At 39.9% G+C, this 17,770-nt stretch carries 13 protein-coding genes; 7 read left to right on the top strand and 6 right to left on the bottom strand.

All coding sequences use genetic code 11. The annotated features are described in order from the left end of the window. Positions 1–116 precede the first annotated feature (116 nt). Positions 117–974 (bottom strand): tetratricopeptide repeat protein, encoded by an 858-nt coding sequence (locus ACM03V_RS01150; protein WP_414618906.1) that lies wholly within the window; start codon positions 972–974, stop codon positions 117–119. 389 nt (positions 975–1,363) lie between these two features. Between ACM03V_RS01150 and ACM03V_RS01145 the strand changes: the two genes are divergently transcribed. Continuing rightward, complete coding sequence (locus ACM03V_RS01145) at positions 1,364–2,419, top strand: hypothetical protein (RefSeq protein WP_414618905.1); 1,056 nt, start codon at positions 1,364–1,366, stop codon at positions 2,417–2,419. 127 nt (positions 2,420–2,546) lie between these two features. Here ACM03V_RS01145 and ACM03V_RS01140 read toward each other — a convergent pair whose 3' ends face one another. Continuing rightward, positions 2,547–3,740, bottom strand: a complete 1,194-nt coding sequence (locus tag ACM03V_RS01140; RefSeq protein ID WP_414618904.1) for a homocysteine biosynthesis protein — start codon at positions 3,738–3,740, stop codon at positions 2,547–2,549. A gap of 587 nt (positions 3,741–4,327) precedes the next feature. Between ACM03V_RS01140 and ACM03V_RS01135 the strand changes: the two genes are divergently transcribed. The 4 genes from ACM03V_RS01135 (at position 4,328) to ACM03V_RS01120 (ending at position 6,772) form a co-directional block, all read left to right on the top strand. Then, on the top strand, positions 4,328–4,456 hold the full coding sequence (locus ACM03V_RS01135) for a hypothetical protein (protein ID WP_414618903.1): 129 nt from the start codon (positions 4,328–4,330) through the stop codon (positions 4,454–4,456). 98 nt (positions 4,457–4,554) lie between these two features. Then, the gene (locus ACM03V_RS01130) at positions 4,555–4,923 is read left to right on the top strand and encodes a hypothetical protein (RefSeq protein WP_414618902.1); all 369 of its coding nucleotides are present in this window, start codon (positions 4,555–4,557) and stop codon (positions 4,921–4,923) included. 9 nt (positions 4,924–4,932) lie between these two features. Next, positions 4,933–5,355 carry an HNH endonuclease gene (locus tag ACM03V_RS01125; protein ID WP_414618901.1) on the top strand — a complete coding sequence of 141 codons (423 nt, stop codon included), beginning with the start codon at positions 4,933–4,935 and terminating at the stop codon, positions 5,353–5,355. A gap of 142 nt (positions 5,356–5,497) precedes the next feature. Then, positions 5,498–6,772: a pentapeptide repeat-containing protein gene (locus ACM03V_RS01120; protein ID WP_414618900.1), complete on the top strand. Its 1,275-nt coding sequence runs from the start codon at positions 5,498–5,500 to the stop codon at positions 6,770–6,772. Between the two features lie 128 nt (positions 6,773–6,900). On the opposite strand, the gene ACM03V_RS01115 is transcribed toward ACM03V_RS01120, so the two are convergent. Together ACM03V_RS01115 and ACM03V_RS01110 are read right to left on the bottom strand one after the other, a co-directional pair. Beyond that, entirely contained in the window at positions 6,901–8,628 is a 1,728-nt protein-coding gene (locus ACM03V_RS01115) for a succinate dehydrogenase/fumarate reductase flavoprotein subunit (RefSeq protein WP_414618899.1), read from the bottom strand. Between the two features lie 163 nt (positions 8,629–8,791). Next, entirely contained in the window at positions 8,792–9,100 is a 309-nt protein-coding gene (locus ACM03V_RS01110) for a hypothetical protein (protein WP_414618898.1), read from the bottom strand. Between the two features lie 398 nt (positions 9,101–9,498). On the opposite strand from ACM03V_RS01110, the gene ACM03V_RS01105 reads away from it, so the two are divergent. Then, a complete protein-coding gene (locus ACM03V_RS01105) occupies positions 9,499–10,959 on the top strand; it encodes a glycoside hydrolase family 13 protein (RefSeq protein ID WP_414618897.1) in 1,461 nt (486 codons plus the stop codon). A gap of 314 nt (positions 10,960–11,273) precedes the next feature. On the opposite strand, the gene ACM03V_RS01100 is transcribed toward ACM03V_RS01105, so the two are convergent. Together ACM03V_RS01100 and ACM03V_RS01095 are read right to left on the bottom strand one after the other, a co-directional pair. Continuing rightward, entirely contained in the window at positions 11,274–11,693 is a 420-nt protein-coding gene (locus ACM03V_RS01100) for a fasciclin domain-containing protein (protein ID WP_414618896.1), read from the bottom strand. 151 nt (positions 11,694–11,844) lie between these two features. Then, positions 11,845–13,734, bottom strand: a complete 1,890-nt coding sequence (locus tag ACM03V_RS01095) for an ATP-binding protein (protein ID WP_414618895.1) — start codon at positions 13,732–13,734, stop codon at positions 11,845–11,847. A 94-nt stretch (positions 13,735–13,828) separates the two neighbouring features. On the opposite strand from ACM03V_RS01095, the gene cobN reads away from it, so the two are divergent. After that, the gene (gene cobN / locus ACM03V_RS01090) at positions 13,829–17,761 is read left to right on the top strand and encodes a cobaltochelatase subunit CobN (protein WP_414618894.1); all 3,933 of its coding nucleotides are present in this window, start codon (positions 13,829–13,831) and stop codon (positions 17,759–17,761) included. Positions 17,762–17,770: the final 9 nt, after the last annotated feature.

Genomic DNA, 17,770 nt, shown 5'->3' with positions numbered 1-17,770 from the left:
ATGGGACATTGGAAATAGTTAGGAGTAAGGAGTAAAGAAAAATTAGTGATTTTCTCCTTGTCCCCTTGTCCCCTTGTCCCCTTGTCCCCTTGTCCCCTTGTCCTCTTGTCCCCCCATCACTCTTCAGGTGAAGGTGAAACTTCGGGAGTCGGAGTTGGAGAAGCGCTGGTTGCTTGTCTGTTGATTTCGTCTTTGTAGCGGGCTGGAGCTAAAGAATTTGCTTTTTCAAATAAAGGTTGTGCTTCTTCGGTTTTTCCTTGATCTTTTAAAACCATTGCTTTTGCTAAAAAGGGGCGAAAATCTTTGGGGTCATTTTTGATTACTTTGTCGTAAGTCGATAAAGCTTGAGCGTATCGCTTTTCCTTGGCGTAAACGCTACCTAATAAAACTTGAACGGCTGTAGTATCAACGCTGTCGGGTTCTATTTTATTTGCTTTTTCGGCTTTATCCAGACTTTCTTGTAGTAAACCAATCGCAGCTTCGGGGCGTTTTTGGTCTAACAGCAGGGCTACCATACCCTGTAAAGCTGGTAAGTCTCCTGGTTTTGTTTCTAAAACAGTACGGTAAGCTTGAGCGGCTCCTTCTTTGTCACCTGCTTGCTGCTTTGCTTGGGCTAATAGTACGGCGTATCTTGTTTCTTCCGGGTTAAGCTTTGATAACTTTTCTAAAGGTGTAATTATGCCTTTTATGTCACCTTGTCCTAATCTAAATAATTGGAGACGAGCTTCTAACAAACCTTGTAGTGCCGTTGTGTTTTCTGGTTCTCGTTCTAAAACTTGTTCGTAACCCTTTGCAGTAAGTTCTAACTTTGCTTTTTGATCTGAAGCAGAATTGCCCGTGCCCTTCTCTGTATTACCTGATTGTTGGGAATCATTGAAAGCCGCTATGATAGGAACCATTGAACCACCCACAAGGGCAATAACAGCTAATATCAATACGATTTTCATAAACCAGCGATTACGACCTTGAGACACCTTCACCCTCCTTTACTTTGAATGAAATAATCGTGTATCGAAAAATTGAAAACTAAAAAATTCTTAAAACTTTACGGAATACCGTGTGTTACTTGTGAACTTTATAACAAATAACCGCGCTGTGAAGCCGTATCTCAAATGACGACTTTAGGAGGAATAGTCTGAAATTGTAGCTATGGTATGCTTTTGTTCCAAGTGTAAAGACGCTAAATTACACCTAATAGTGTTTAAATGCGAAACTTCGCAACACTAATATCTCATATCTCATAGAGTTTATCTATTTTCGGTTGTAAGGTTGGAAATATACCGCCTGCTCACCGTGCGATTATTCTTGAGAGTAGCCTTTGTAAAGTCCCATATGGGATGTGTCTCCGCCGCAAGGAGTTTTTATGAATTCCGACCTGATGCCGTCTTCTGAATCGTCCGAATCCTCCAATTTATCTGCTTCTTCTACGGAAGCGCAAGATAACAGCTTAGAAACTTCTTCTAAAGCTGAGAGTAAAGATAATAGTCAAACTGTTGACAAATCTGATGCTAAGAGTGAATCCGCTCAAACTAACGAACCCGCAAGGCAACAACCAATTCCTCCGCCTTCGGAACCAATGCAATACCGAGCAATCGGTTTGGTTCGCGGGCGTTACGTTCCCACAAGCGAACAATTTACTCAAGGTGCGTTAGTTACTCCAGACAATGTAGAACTCGATGCCGTCCTCTTAGGTCGGATTATGAGTTTGGTTAAAAACCATCTGGACTTAGAAAAAGACCACTTGTGGGTGGTTTATCCGCGTACTCGACAAGAAAATGACAATCTTCATCTCCAAATTGTCGGAGTCTGGGAACCAGAAAAGTTAGCCGTAAATCGGCAAACTACAGAGGAATCCCCAGAATCTACAACTACTGAGACTGAAGCTGACGAATCGGTTGCGGATGATTCGCCATCTCCAACGTCCGAACCAGCAGGTGAACTTACACCTTCATCAGAAATTCCAGATGGTGGTTTTTCCGTTCGTGGTGAAGTTGTTTACCAATCTTTTGACGCTGGTAACTTGGTGGTTAAAATCAAGCAAGCACCTCGCAAAAATGACGACAAACCCAAATATTTCAAGTTGAAACTAACGGGTAAGTTAGAAACCAAAGCTGTCGGAAAATTCTGGGACTTCCAAGTCCAGCGACAAGCAGACCTCTTGATGATCGAGAAAGCCGAATTCATCGCCGACTTACCCAAAAAACGCCGACCTCCCTTCAAAAGAGGAGCAGGAGGAGCAGGAGGAGGAAGACCACCTCGCAGAGCTGGAGCCGGAGGTGCTAGACCGTATAACAAACGACAAAGCGGTGATACTCCACGTCCTGTCAAGAAAGCAGGTCAATCGGGAGATGCTCCAAAACCCGCGAATAATCGACCGGCTCCCAAGCCCGTTAAGCGTAGTAAGCCACCTGAAGAGTAGGGACAAGGGGACAAGGGGACAAGGGGACAAGGGGACAAGGGGACAAGGGGACAAGGGGATTTTAACTTTTGACCTTTGACCTTTGACCTTTAACCTTAATAACTCCTAACTCCTAACTCCTAACTATTCAAAACTCCTTCCAACGGTCTTGGGGGAGAAAAGACCTGTCCATTGAAATTGGAGCAACTGGTTCGGTAAGGGTAAATTTACCTAGTTGAATCCATTGCTTTAATTCAATGGCTACCTGTCGGGAGAGAAATATACTCGCTAGTGGGGCTACTCTTACTGTTTTGCCGTCAATGGTGATGCGTCCAGATTTGAGTTGGGTATAGCTAACCAAACCAAAGGTAGGACGCACCCGTCGGGGAATGGAAAAGTCTACTATCGGCGCGACTATATCTTTGTCTTGTATGGCGCAACGCTCTACTACTTCCTCATTTAATACTGGTAGCGGTACCCCTACCCCCAGCATGATCGAAGGGCCATAATTTTTAAAATAACAACCTCTTACCCAACGCGCATCCATTTGCTTGGCATCGCCGATTAAAGCCAAAGTCGCAGCAGGCCCAACTGGCGTATCATTGGGTAAACGCTTTTGCATTGGATTGTGTTGCGTGCCTTCCCAAGTCACATAGCCAATTCCACCACCTAAAAAAATTCGCGTTCCGATACCCACAAGCTTTAAATATGGGTCATTCAGTAAAGGTGAAATCGCACCCGGATTAGAATAAACTGCATTTCCCAAACGCGGTTGCAGCACGCCAAGATAGGTATAAAGCGGACTCTCTCCACCGTTTACACCTACAATAAAATTTTGATATAAATTGCGCGGATTAAATAAATAAAACTGATTTATAGTATCGCGAGTAATAGTAGTTTCAAAACTAGCTCTAGGGTAACAATCAGTTACTTGTCCCAGCGCTCTTACCTGTACTGGTTTACCTGCGATTAAATCTTCAATAACATTACCGCCACCTTTTAATATATTTGAACCAGCTTCCCCACTACTCCCTGTTTCTCCTTCTAACGGTTCGGCAGTGCTGCTAGCACCTAAATATAAATCCACTGCTCCAAAACCGGAATATGCCGGTACACCATCCAACCAGCAGCGGCGAATTTTAATCGGCGGATCCGTATGTCCGAGGTTAATAATGGCACCGCTAGATTCCATTTGCTCAAAAGTGCCAGTGGTAACTACATCGACTTGTTTTGCAGCTTTAGCAACCCCTACCTCTGCGACTTTTGCTTTCAATTCTTCAATTGTTAAAACTACGGCCTTTTTACGGTTTATTTTTTCGTTTATCTCGGCAATAGTTCGCATATTAGATGTCACAAATAGGTCAAACGAAACTTTTATAGAAATGGCAGTACGGGATACAAATTGTTTTTTGCGACTGCATTTTTAATTTTCTCATCATCAGGTATAAAATCGTTTTTGATAATTAAAAAGATTATTAGTCATAAAAACAACATTCACGTCAAGCTTACCGCTGTCATTTTTGTTACTGTGGGTGTCAGCAACAGGCAATTGAAATCTAAAATTGTCTAACTATTACTTGTTTGCAATTGTATTATCGGGCACCGCTACAACAGTAATATTTGTATGAATACTTTTAATTTTAATCGTGATATAGAGTCTTTAGTCTTTAGATTAATACAGTTAGAAGCGGAAAGCATCTGGAAAGAAAACACTTTGATGTTACAGCGTTCCCTCATGAGTTAAAGCGAGATTTTGCGACTAGGAAGGAGCCACAGCAAATAGAAACTATGCAGGAGACAATTTTACAGTTATCCGCACAAGTTGCACAATTAAAGCAATAAGAAAATCAATTATCAATTGGGGATAGCGGCTTTATATATCCTGGAAATAATGGAATCATCGATCGAGAAGAATTAGATGATGATGAAATGGTAAGCCATTTACTTGACTTAATGGAAGAAAATCCTGAAGAAGACGAAGAGACTAAAGAAAATATTGAACTTATATCTGAAGCTGAGAAAGAATTTAAAGCAGGAAGAATGTTGTTTTTGCTGTAGGGGATTTATGCGGTAGAAGAAACTATTGAGAGTACGGAATTTTTACCGCGTTATCAGTAAAATTGATATATTAATTTCCAAGGGTTTGTAGAAAATAAGTGGAAAATAAAGCCATGCGAGTTAGTTTAGATATCCCTGAAGATTTAGCCAGACGCTTGAACTTATTAGAAGATAAGCTTCCGCAAATTTTAGAATTAGGATTGCGCGAGTTAAATGCTTTATCCAATACAGGTTTTACAGGTACCGCAGAAGTTTTAGAATTTTTCGCTCAACTTCCTACACCAGAAGAAATTATAGCTTTACGCCCATCGCCAGAATTTCAGCAGCAGATTTCTGAGTTGCTAGAAAAAAATCGCACTCAAAAACTTACACCCCAAGAAGAACAAATCTGGGAACAGTATCAATATTTAGAGCATTTGGTAAGAATTGCTAAAACTAAGGCATTTATCAAACTTAAAGCAAGTTAAGGCTATGCTATGAGTAAAAGTTATATTGCATCTGCCCTACGTAAGCTAATTTATGAACGCGCTAAACATTGTTGTGAATATTGCTTTTTCCCTGAAGTTGCAGCCCTAGTTTCTCATGAGGTAGACCACATAATTGCTGAGAAACATGGTGGTTTAACACAAGCTGATAATTTGGCTCTCTCCTGTGCTTTGTGCAACAAGCATAAAGGTAGTGATTTAGCTTCAATTGACCCACAAACAGGAAATATTGCTCCACTATACAATCCTCGTCAAGATAACTGGAGCGACCATTTTAGTGTAAATCAGGCTGAGTTTGCTGGTATTACACCTATAGGAAGAGTTACCGTAAAATTATTACAACTTAATCGCCAAGATAGATTAGAAGAACGTAAGTTATTGATAAAGGCTGGTATGTTTAATTTGCCAACTTAGTAAAGTAATTTTTCCGCTATTAATGCAAAGCCTGTGAATGTCGTTGTAATTTTGGGCAACTTAAATATGGGGTTGCACTATAAATATATATGTATTGCTGCCATCCCTGTATTAACACGTATTCTACAGTAGGCGGATTTTAATGACTATTTCAAATGCAAATCATAATTTAGCTTTATTGGTTTCTAGAATAGAGCAACTTGAAGCGCAACAAGATATTTGGAAAAAGAATATTGTTTGGTTGAAACGCTGTTTTGATGAATTAAAGCAGGATTTTAATAAGTTAGCGGAATTATCGCAGGTAGAAAGCACGCAGGAGAAGGTTTTACAACTATCCGCGCAAGTAGCACAGTTGCAACAGCACTTCGAGCAGGAGCCTGATGTCATTGTGGAAAGTGCTGTTGCGATTAAAGAAGTTGATATTAATGATGGTGAGCAAGAAAATCACTTAGGTGATGTTACCAAACTACCGAAAGTCGAAGAAGATGAAGAAATTAGTGATGGCGAAATTGTTACTGCTGAGGAATTTTGGGAAAGGTATGAAAATGGCGATCGCAATTTCACGGGGATTAATTTAACTGGCGCTGATTTAACTCAAGATTCACCAAGCGATGTGAATTTAAGTAAGGCTAATTTAACTCAAGCAAGGTTGAGTGGTACCAACTGGAGTAATCAAAACCTCAGTGGTGCAAATTTGACACAAGCTGATTTGAATAACATAAATTTATGTAATGCCAATTTGAAAGAAGCGATTTTAACTGAAGCTAACTTAAGCCAAGCAGATTTAAGTCAAGCAAATTTATCAAATGCTTGTTTAGAAGGAGCAAATTTGATTAAAGCTAATTTTAGTAATGCTAACTTAAGCGGAGCAACTTTCAGCGCTTGTAGCGATCTAATTGGTGCTAATTTTCATGGAGCTAATCTTACTGGAGTTAATTTTAGTGGAGTTGACTTAACCGTAACAGATTTGAGACAAACTAATTTACAAAAAGCAGAGTTTAGTAATGAAACAAGGTTAATCAGCGCTAATTTTTACGGAGCTAATCTTACTGGAGTTAATCTTAGTGGAGTTAACTTAACCGCAGCAACTTTAAGTCAAGCTAATTTGCAAAAAGCAAAATTTAATTGTGCAAAGTTAAATGATGCTAATTTAAGTGGATCAAATCTTATTAAAGCCTGTTTTAGCGGCGCTAATCTAAGTGGAGCCGATTTACTAAAAGCAAATTTGTGTGGAGCATATTTAGAGGATACCGATTTAAGCAACGCACAACTCACCTCAGCGGATTTACGTGGGGCTGATTTAACAGATGCCAACTTAGAAAAAGCTTGTTTAGAAGCCGCCAACTTAGCAGGAGCAATTCTTGATGGTGCAAACCTTACAGGCGCTATGATGCCGGATGGTACTATTCACGAATAAAAAAACGCCCTCACCGAACAAATTTCTGTTATCAATACAGATGTAGAGACGCGATACCCTTGCGTCTCTACAAATTAATTCGCGGGCTAACGAGAAAGCAAAATTACCAATTTTGAATTTTCAATCCCTTAATATTTCCTCTCTTTCGGCTCAAACATGGTTATTGAAACTGGACGATATTGAATATCAATTCCGGCTGCGGAATAGTAAGCCATTGTATGCTGCAAATACTTCTCGTCGTCTCTTTCGGTAAAATCTTCTCGACAATGCGCTCCCCTACTTTCCTGACGATTCAGTGCTGATGTCAAAATCATTTTTCCGACTACCATCAAGCTTCTTAACTCTAAAGCTTCAATAAGTTCTGTATTCCAACAACTTCCTTTATCATCTAAGTAGATTTGCGAGTAATTATTCTGGATTTGTTCTATTTTTTCTAATCCTTGTGTCATCAATTCTTCGTTACGGAATACGCCGCAATAATCTGTCATGGCATCTTGGAATTCTCGCCTTATTTGATCGATCCGGTATTCTCCAGGCTGCTCTAACAAACTTTGAATTTGCTCTTTAGCTTCATTGATATAACGCTGCTCGTCTATAGAAGGTAATTTCCGATTTTCTACGTATTTAGCTATAGTTGCTCCGGTTCTACGTCCGTAAACTACACATTCCAACAGCGAATTACTACCGAGGCGATTTGCTCCATGTACGGATACACAAGCGCTTTCTCCTGCTGCAAAGAAGCTTTCAACTAAACCATCATTACTGCTGCGAACTTGTCCGTCGGTGTTTACTGGGATACCACCCATCGAATAGTGAATTGTGGGACGTATGGGCATTGGTTCGTTTACGGCATCAACTCCTACTAAACGATGTGCTTCTTCCCAACAAAAGGGAACCCGACTCATGATTTTTTCTTTACCCATGTGCCGTAAATCAAGATAAACACAGGGGCCACCGGGACTACCATCGGCATGAGCGCCTCTTCCTGCGCGGACTTCACGAGTAATTGCTCTTGATGTAATATCCCGTGGTGCTAATTCCATGCGAGAAGGAGCGTAATTTTTCATAAAGCGATCGCCTTCGCAATTAATCAAATATGCACCTTCACCACGCACGGCTTCGGAAATTAATACGCCTACCGGATACAATCCCGTTGGGTGAAATTGCACAAATTCCATATCTTGTAATGGCAACCCGGCAAGGGCTGTAATCGCCAAACCATCACCTGTAGAAGCATAATCATTTGAAGTAGTATTAAAAGCTCTACCGTAACCACCAGTCGCAAACATCACGGCTTTTGCTCGCATCACTTCCATATGTCCATCAAGGATGCGGAACATTAATACGCCTTTGGCTTGATTTTCTTCCAATATCAAGCGCATGACGTACCATTCATCATAAATGTGTACGCCATAACGCCGCAAATTATTCACCAATTCATGCAAAATAGCATGGCCAGTTTTATCGGCAGCGTAACAAGTACGATTGTGAGAATGTCCGCCAAATGCCCGTTGAGCAATTCTACCGTCATCCAAACGCGAGAACAAAACACCCATGTGTTCTAAATCGATGACTACATCCGGCGCTTCTTTGGTGAGAATTTCGACTGCATCTTGATCCGCTAAATAGTCGGAACCTTTAACCGTATCAAAAGCGTGAGCTTCCCATGTATCGGCAGAATCCACATTCTTCAGTGAAGCCGCCATACCACCTTGTGCCGCCACCGAATGCGAACGAATTGGGTGAGTTTTAGCAATTACAGCAATACTTAAACTAGGATTAGTCCGTGCAATTTCCACAGCAGCACGACTTCCAGCCAACCCGCCACCAACTATGATTACATCGTGTTCTAACATGACTCCCCCGACTTTAAGAAACCTATTTATCTATAGTTACTTATGTTGGGGGGAGATGGGGAGATTGGGAGACAAGGGGACAAGGAGACAAGGGGACAAGTTAATTCCTAATCCCTAACTCCTAACTCCTAACTCCCAACCACTAACCACTAACCACTATCAACTAACTAGCTTGTACGGGTTGTTGTTGAGAAATGTTACCTGGAATAGGTTCCATCTCTGTTCCTGGTTTTACGGGAGATACTTCAATATGATTTAATAATGTGGTCACAAATGCAAATAGTAGGAAAGGCAAGGATAACAGTACTACAAGTCCGACTGTAGCGAGAGCATAAACTGGTCTTCTTGCACCCATTAGCGCTAATGCAGATGCCAAACTTAAGGTAATAGTTATTAACCAAACGATTATTTGACCGTAGACATCGCCGAAAGTGAGAGTGCAGACGAAGCGATATTTTTGTAAGTTATCCATTTAATTTACCTCAATTATCAATATATGCTTCTACGTTAAAACCATGTTTGGGTTTTAGACGATTTCTAAATATTTTTGAAATAATTGTAATATCGCTTAATAAATATTAGGTTTCTTGCTATAAATTAGCAAAAATAAATCTATCTTAAGATGGGAATTGGGAATTGGGAATTGGGAATGGTCAGTAAAATATTTATATAGAAGTTTTCCACGTACCGAATTTTTGTAAATATGTTTCCGAAGATTATAAATTACTACTTAATTTTTTCAATGCATAAATAATACGATTATTTTTGCTTGATAGTTTATATTTATTTAGTAAAACTTCTTTCTATGGTGTGAGTTGCTTTGAACCTTTTATCTGTAATTATGACATCTGAAGATATACGGGGTTAAAGATGCAGGTTCAAACACCAGATTGGGTTAAGCACGCGGTTTTTTACCAAATTTTTCCAGATAGATTCGCGATAAGCAAACAGCCTCGCAAACGGTTGTTAAATAATGCTAGTTGGGAAGATTGGCATGAAATGCCTACACTCCAAGGCTATAAAGGAGGGGATTTATGGGGCGTAATGGAAGAATTAGATTATTTGCAGGATTTAGGCGTTAATGCTGTCTACTTTACTCCTATTTTTCAATCAGCTAGCAATCATCGCTATCATACTCACGATTATTATCAAGTAGATCCTTTGTTGGGTGGAAATCCTGCTTTTAAAGATTTATTGGAAGCGGCTCATGCACGAGATATTAAAGTTGTTTTAGATGGGGTATTCAATCACAGCAGTCGCGGCTTTTTCTTTTTTAACGATATTTTAGAAAATGGGCCGCATTCACCGTGGTTAGATTGGTTTAAAATTCATGACTGGCCGCTTGCACCTTACACCGGCGAAAAACCTGCTAATTACGAAGGATGGGATGGAAATCGTGCTTTGCCGGTATTTAATCATGATAATCCCGAAGTACGGGAATATATCATGGAAATTGCCGAATATTGGATAAAATTCGGTATTGATGGCTGGCGCTTAGATGTTCCTTTTGAAATCAGAACACCTGGTTTTTGGCAAGAATTTCGGGAAAGAGTCAAAGCAATAAATAGCGAAGCTTATATAGTCGGTGAAGTTTGGGTTGATGCTCGTGAATGGTTGGATGGTAGCCAATTTGACGGCGTAATGAATTATTTATTCACCGCACCAACCATTGCTTTTGCTGCTGGCGATCGCGTTGATATAGAACAGGTGAAAGACCGCGACTATGAACCATATCCGGCTTTATCTGCTGCTGGATACGCCGAAAAAATTCAAGAAGTATTAAAGCTTTATCCCTGGGAAATTCAACTGACTCAATTAAACTTACTGGCTTCTCACGATACCGCACGCTTAATTAGTATTGCTGATGGAGATAAAAAAAGTGTTGAGTTAGCAACTTTACTTTTACTAACTTTTCCCGGTGCCCCCAGTATATACTACGGTGATGAAGTTGGTTTGGTGGGTAAACTCGATCCAGATTCGCGACGTGGTTTTCCTTTAGAAGAAAATTGGGATAAGGAAATTCTTGAAACTCACCGGGAATTGATTGCTTTACGTCACGCTTATCCCTGCTTGCGTACTGGTGAATATAAAGTACTTTTTGCGGAAGGTGAACTATATGTATTTGCGCGTATTTTAGACAAACAAGAATTAATTGTGGCGGTTAATGTTAGTACTTCCCCAAGCACAGTTGATGTAGATATTAGTGATTTGCAATCGAAACCAAATAAGCTTTTATACGCTAGCGATAAAGTTGAGTTGAAAGATCGAGGAGATTCGCAAATTTCGTTGAATATACCTTCCCGCACGGGATGTGTTATCAGTGAACAGTGAACAGTGAACAATTATCAATGAATAATTTACAAACAAAAAATCAGATGCAGCAAAATTGAAATTTACTGACATCTTATCGTAAATAAACCCGGTTTCTATAAATATAGGACTCACGCAAAGCCCCCCTTGTTAAGGGGGGTTGGGGGGATCTAAGCCGTGAGTCAAGCTTAATTTTATGTTTCTTACGGGACACGCTGCGCGCTTCGTTGCGATGAGCCACACCCTTCGGGTGAATGCGTAAGTCCTAAAATAATCAAACTTAAATTTGATTTGTATAAAGAAAGCGGGTTTCTAATTACTTCAAAGATTGTAACTCAATGTCCTGCAATAATAGCGGGCATTAAAACGGAATCAATTACATGAATTACGCCGTTGTCTGCCAAAATATCTTCCTCAATAACGTTAGCGTCGTTTAACTTAACTTTTCCTGACTGCGATTCAACAGCTATAATTGAGCCTTCAACAGTTGGTACTTCCTCAATCTGCGCTAAATCATCGGAACGAACATCGCCAAATGCAACATGATAAGTCAAAATCATTTTTAATTTGTGGATGTCTTGCAGTAAAGATTCTAAAGTACCTTCCGGTAACTTAGCAAAAGCTTCATCAGTCGGTGCAAACACAGTATATACATCGGCAGTAGTAAGAATATCGGTTAATTCTGCTGTTTGCACCGCTTTTATCAAAGTCTTAAATTTTCCTGCATTGGTAGCAGTTTCAACGAGGTTTGCCATAATAGTTATCAGTGAACAATTATCAATTATCAATTATCAATTACGATTAGTAATCCACATCAAGACATATTCCTTGTGTGCGAGTTAGTACCACCAAAGTTAGGAATTTTAAATTCAACACTGGTAACTGGTAACTGTTCACTGGTAACTGCTAACTGATAACTGATAACTGTTGCGGTATCCATACGGTGAAGATTGAACCCTTACCAACTGTGGATTCGACATCAATTCTGCCTCGATGCATCTGCACGAGTTGTTTGGTTAAAGCTAAACCTAAACCTGTACCTTCGTAACTTCTGCGATAAGGAGTATCAAGCTGTTGGAATTTTTCAAATAGCATAGATAATTGTGATTGGGGAATGCCGATCCCAGTGTCTTCTACTTGAAAAACGGCATTTTTATATTCTATCCAAACCCGCAAAGTGACGCTACCACCTTTGGGAGTAAATTTAATTGCGTTAGTTAATAAGTTTAATAAAATTTGATTGACTCGTCGAAAATCGGCGGTAAATTTATCTTTTTGGGAATTGAAAAGCAAGTCAAACTTGAGATTTATTTGTGCTTTTGTTGCTTTTTCTGCTAAATGATTATTTACAGTGTTTTTTACTGTATCAGTTAAAGAAAATTCAGTAATATTTAAAACTGCTTTACCTGCTTCTATTTGTGATAATTCTAAGATATCGCTAATCATCTCTAACAAACGTTCGCCGCTATCATGAATAGTTTGGAGATAACTTCGCTGTCGATCGGTTAATTCACCAAATGACCAACGCAGTAATGTAGAAGACATTCCGATTACATAAGTCAGCGGTGTTAATAGTTCATGACTGATAGTCGCGAGAAATTCGTTTCTGAGACGGTTTGCTGCTTCTGCGGCTACTAATGCATCGTGTAGCTCAATAGTTCTATCTTTAACTCTTTGCTCCAAAGTTAATTTATCTGACTTTAAAGACTGCATTAACTCAGATTGATGAATGGCGATCGCCAATTGTTCGGCAACTGAAGTCAGCAATATTTGTTCGTTTTGCGTCCAATTGCGGGTAGTATCGCATTGATGAGCAATTAATAAACCCCAAAGTTTTTCCTCAAAGACAATGGGTGCGGCAAACTTTGCTTTAACTCTAATTTTTTTTAAATATCCTAATAAACACTTTTCCAGAGCATAAGTTTTTTCTACATCACTAACGGCTAAAGTAAAACCTTGACGAAATTTTTTCCAACATTCAGTTGGTGGCATCAAACATCTTTCTTCAGAATAATTTAATACCGAAGAAATAGTGTCATTTGCTAAAACTTCGTAAACTACACAACCCGTGCGAGGAGGTGATTTTTCTAAATTATGGTGCGAATAATCTGCGCGATTGTTAAGATTGGGTTCGTCAAATTTATAAACTACTAATCTATCTAATTTGAGAAACTCTTTAACTCGATCCATTGCAGTTGCGACTATTACTGATAAATCTAAGCTTTTACGAGTTTGCGTAATTACTTCATTTAAAAGTCTTTCTTGAGCAATCTGTTTTTCTAGCGCGTTTTCGACGTGTTCGCAGGAAAATATTTTATTGGTAAAATTTAATACGTCAGGTTGGTTTTGCTCTGTAGTTAAGTGTTTTAACAACAATACTGTAAATTGACTTTGCAGTGTAGCATCATTAACAGCGGGAATTAGGCAATATTGTTCGAGTCTTTTATAAGTTTGAGAATCGTTTTCAAATAAATCTTTTAATGTTTTAAGAAACTGAATTATTTCTTTGGGTTCAAACGTCAGACAAGTATCAACTGAAAAATCACCATCACTTGTACTAATGGCGGCAGTTTGTGGTAAACCTACTAATAAACCGCTAAATTCAGCCGAAATCACTACTGTAAACTGTTGCATCTGCCAGTTTCCTGGAGTGGGGATGCGTGCCAAAACAGCTTCTGTCAATATCACTGCTGCATTTCCGACTGGAGAAATCATTTGTTGCAATAATTCTCGCAGTTGTTCAAATGCACTACTAGTCAAGCTTTGACAAAAGCTTAGCGAGGGAGAACTAAGCATTTTCCGGCAAAGTAGAAGTGAGAAGAGTGTTTGCGCTGCACAAAAATTTTAATTATGTGTTCTAACCAATAGTGTAAGACGGTAATCCAGGATTATGCATCGAATAAGTTCTAAGTCTAAAGAATTTAACTTACAGTCAGAAGACTTAATATTTCTAGAACAAACTACTGCAAAGTTTGTATTTTTAACTTCAGCTGATACAGATATTCAAACCATAGCAGCAGCAGTTTCCAAATTACCTCCAACATTTGATGAAATTAGAGTAGCTAACTTATTAAATTTACAGCATCAAATAAGTATTGATAGTTATGCAGAGCAAATTTTGGAATATGCCCAAGTTATTATCTTACGTTTATTAGGAGGAGTTTCTTACTGGGCTTATGGTTTAGAAGTGGTACAAGAAATTGTAGAACGTAAAGGTACTAATTTAATTGTAATCCCAGGAGATGATGCTCTAGACCTAGACTTAATATCTCATTCCACTTTACCTCTAGCTAAAGTCAATCAAATATCTCGCTATTTCAGCCAAGGTGGAGTTGACAATTTTGTTAACGCTTTTAAGTTTATTGCTGATAATTGTCTTTCAACATCATTTAATCCTCCATCTCCTCAAGAGGTGCCGAAGTTTGGTTTGTACGATTGGGGGATTGGGCATAGGGGATTGGGGATTGGGCATGGGGTAGAAAGGGTAGAGGGGGTAGAATCTTCTTCTACCTTGTCTCCCCATCCCCTTGTCTCCCCATCTCCTTCCACTCAATTACCAAAAGTCGCTATCCTCTTCTACCGCGCTCATTATTTAGCGGGAAATACTTTGGTTATTGATGCTTTGTGTGAAGCTTTAGCTAAACGAAATATAAATCCGGTTCCAGTTTTTATTTCTTCACTGCGTGAAATTGATGTTCAAAATGAATTAACTGAATTTTTGCAAAATCAGGATGGGGAAAGTGTTTCCTTTGTACTCAACACTACCAGTTTTTCTTTAGCGCGATTAGAAACTGAAAGGCCATCTGTAGAATTATGGGAAAATTTAGATGTTCCCGTACTGCAAGTCATCCTCAGCAGTAGTTCAATCGAACAATGGGAATCTTCTTCTCAAGGATTATCTCCACGCGATATTGCTATGAATGTGGCACTACCAGAAGTTGATGGACGGATTATTAGTCGTGCTGTCTCTTTCAAAACGGTAGAAAATACAAATTCTGCTTTACAAACTGATGTCGTTATTTATAAACCAGTCGCTTCGCGGATTGAATTTGTGGCGGATTTGGCAGCAAATTGGGTGAAACTGCGCTATAAATCTCCCCAGAAACGTCGCGTAGCTTTGATTTTGGCAAACTATCCCACTCGCGACGGACGTTTAGCTAATGGAGTTGGATTGGATACACCCCAAAGCTGTATTGAAATTTTGCAAGCCTTGCAAAACGCCGGTTATCAAGTAGAAAATCTACCCGAAAACGGAAATGAATTAATAGAATTACTTACCGCAGGAGTTACTAACGATCCAGAAGCCAGGGATTTAAGAAAAATCCGCCAAAGTCTTTCCCCGGAAGATTATCAAGAATACTTTGATTCTTTACCAGAAGTTGTTCGCGAGGGTATTTCTCAAAGATGGGGGGATCGGGAGATGGGGAGACAAGGGGACAAGGAGATGGGGAGTAATACCCAATTCCCCATCCCCGGTATCCAACTCGGTAACGTTTTCATCGGAATTCAGCCAGCGCGGGGCTACGATATCGACCCCAGCTTGAATTATCACGCGCCGGATTTGGAACCAACTCATGCTTATTTAGCTTTCTATCACTGGATCAGAAAATCCTTTGCTGCTGATGCTGTAGTTCATGTGGGGAAACATGGAAACCTAGAATGGCTGCCGGGTAAAAGTATCGCTTTATCGGAAAATTGCTATCCAGAAGTTGCTTTTGGAACCCTTCCACACCTTTATCCTTTTATTGTCAACGACCCTGGGGAAGGTTCTCAAGCTAAACGCCGCGCTCAAGCTGTAATCGTAGATCACCTTACTCCCCCTTTAACTCGTGCAGAACTTTACGGTTCCCTCGAAAAGCTGGAAAATTTGGTAGATGAGTATTACGAAGCCCAAAATTTAGACCCCAAACGTTTGCCAATTATCAACGAGCGGATTACCGAGTTAATTCTTCAAGAAAATTTACATTTAGACTTAAAAATTAACAACGAACAATTAGTAAATCAAAAACAAACTCAAAAGCAAAATCAAGTTTTAGATTATTTAGATGGATATTTATGTGAATTAAAAGAGGCTCAAATTCGCGATGGTTTACACGTATTTGGCAACTGTCCCAGCGGAAGACAATTAAGAGATTTAATTGTGGCGATCGCCCGTCATCCAAATCGGCATCATTCGGGGTTAACTCGGGCAATTGCTCAAGATTTAGGCTGGGAAATCGATCCTTTAATAGATAACCCAATTCAAGCTTTTGAAAATCAAAGCAGCGTGCCTTGTCGCAATGTAGGTGATGCAATCGAGCTTGTGGAAGAATATGCTGCTGCTGTTGTCGAGCAAAGCATAAAAAACCTCACCCCGTCCTATCGGACACCCCTCTCCTTAGCAAGGAGAGGGGCAGGGGGTGAGGTTAATTTCTTTGTTCCCCATCAAATACAAACCCCCGATTCTCAAACTCAATTAGTTCTAAATTGGATTGATAATTATCTTCTTCCTGCTTTAATGCAAACTGATTTAGAAATTAAAAATTTATTACGAGGACTTGACGGCAGGTACGTAAGAAGCGCTCCTTCTGGGGCACCAACAAGGGGTCGTCCGGAGGTTTTACCTACTGGCAATAACTTTTACTCGGTTGATATTCGTGCCATTCCTACAGAATCGGCTTGGGATGTTGGAAGAAAAGCCGCAGAGACTCTTGTGGAAACTTACACGCAAGAACATGGCGAATATCCCAAAACGCTTGCTTTATCGGTGTGGGGAACTTCGACAATGCGAACCGGAGGCGACGATATCGCTCAAGCCTTGGCTTTAATTGGAGTGCAGCCAGTATGGGATGGTGCTTCGCGCAGAGTAGTAGATTTTGAAATTTTACCAATATCAGTTTTACAGCGTCCCCGTGTAGATGTCACCTTGAGAATATCTGGTTTCTTTCGAGATGCTTTCCCCAACTTAATCGAACTTTTCGACCAAGCCGTTATAGCAGTTGCAGCATTAGACGAATCTCCAGAGTATAATCCCTTAGCGGCACAAGTAACATCTGAAACAGAACTTTTGATTAAACAAGGATTAAATGTAGAAGCAGCAAAAACGCGATCGCGGTATCGTATCTTTGGTAGTAAGGGAGGAGCTTATGGTGCTGGTTTACAAGGGTTGATTGAATCTCAAAATTGGAGTTCAGATGAAGATTTGGCCCGTGCGTACATGAACTGGAGCTGCTATGCATACACGGGTAAGGGTTTGTGCAAAGCTGCACCAGAAGCTTTCGAGCAACGTTTAGTTAAAATGCAAATAGTGCTGCACAATCAAGACAATCGCGAACACGATTTGCTCGATTCCGACGATTATTATCAGTTTCAGGGTGGTTTGACAGCAGCAGTGCGTTCTTTAACGGGTAAAAACCCCCAAACATATTTTGGCGATAATTCCATTCCCAGTAATCCGCGAATCCGCAAACTTCAACAAGAAATAGCCAGGGTGTATCGTTCGCGAGTTGTCAATCCCAAATGGATTGAAGGAGTGATGCGTCACGCTTATAAAGGTGCATTTGAAATCGCAGCGACGGTAGATTATTTATTTGCTTATGATGCTACCGCTAACTGTGTAGAAGATCATATGTATCAGGGAATTTGTCAAGCTTATCTTTTCGACACAAACGTGTGTGAATTCATTGAGAACAACAATCCGTATGCTTTGCGTGATATTGCTGAAAGATTATTAGAAGCATACCAGCGCGGTTTATGGCAGGATGTAAATATATCAACAATAGATAATTTACGAAACCTGGTTCACCAAGCAGAAGCAGCAATCGAATCAAAATCGGTGGTGTAAGAAAAAAAT

Origin of the sequence: Calothrix sp. CCY 0018, from assembly GCF_963920925.1 — a bacterium.
Taxonomy (GTDB): domain Bacteria; phylum Cyanobacteriota; class Cyanobacteriia; order Cyanobacteriales; family Nostocaceae; genus Rivularia.
This window is presented reverse-complemented; position numbering and strand designations above follow the sequence as displayed.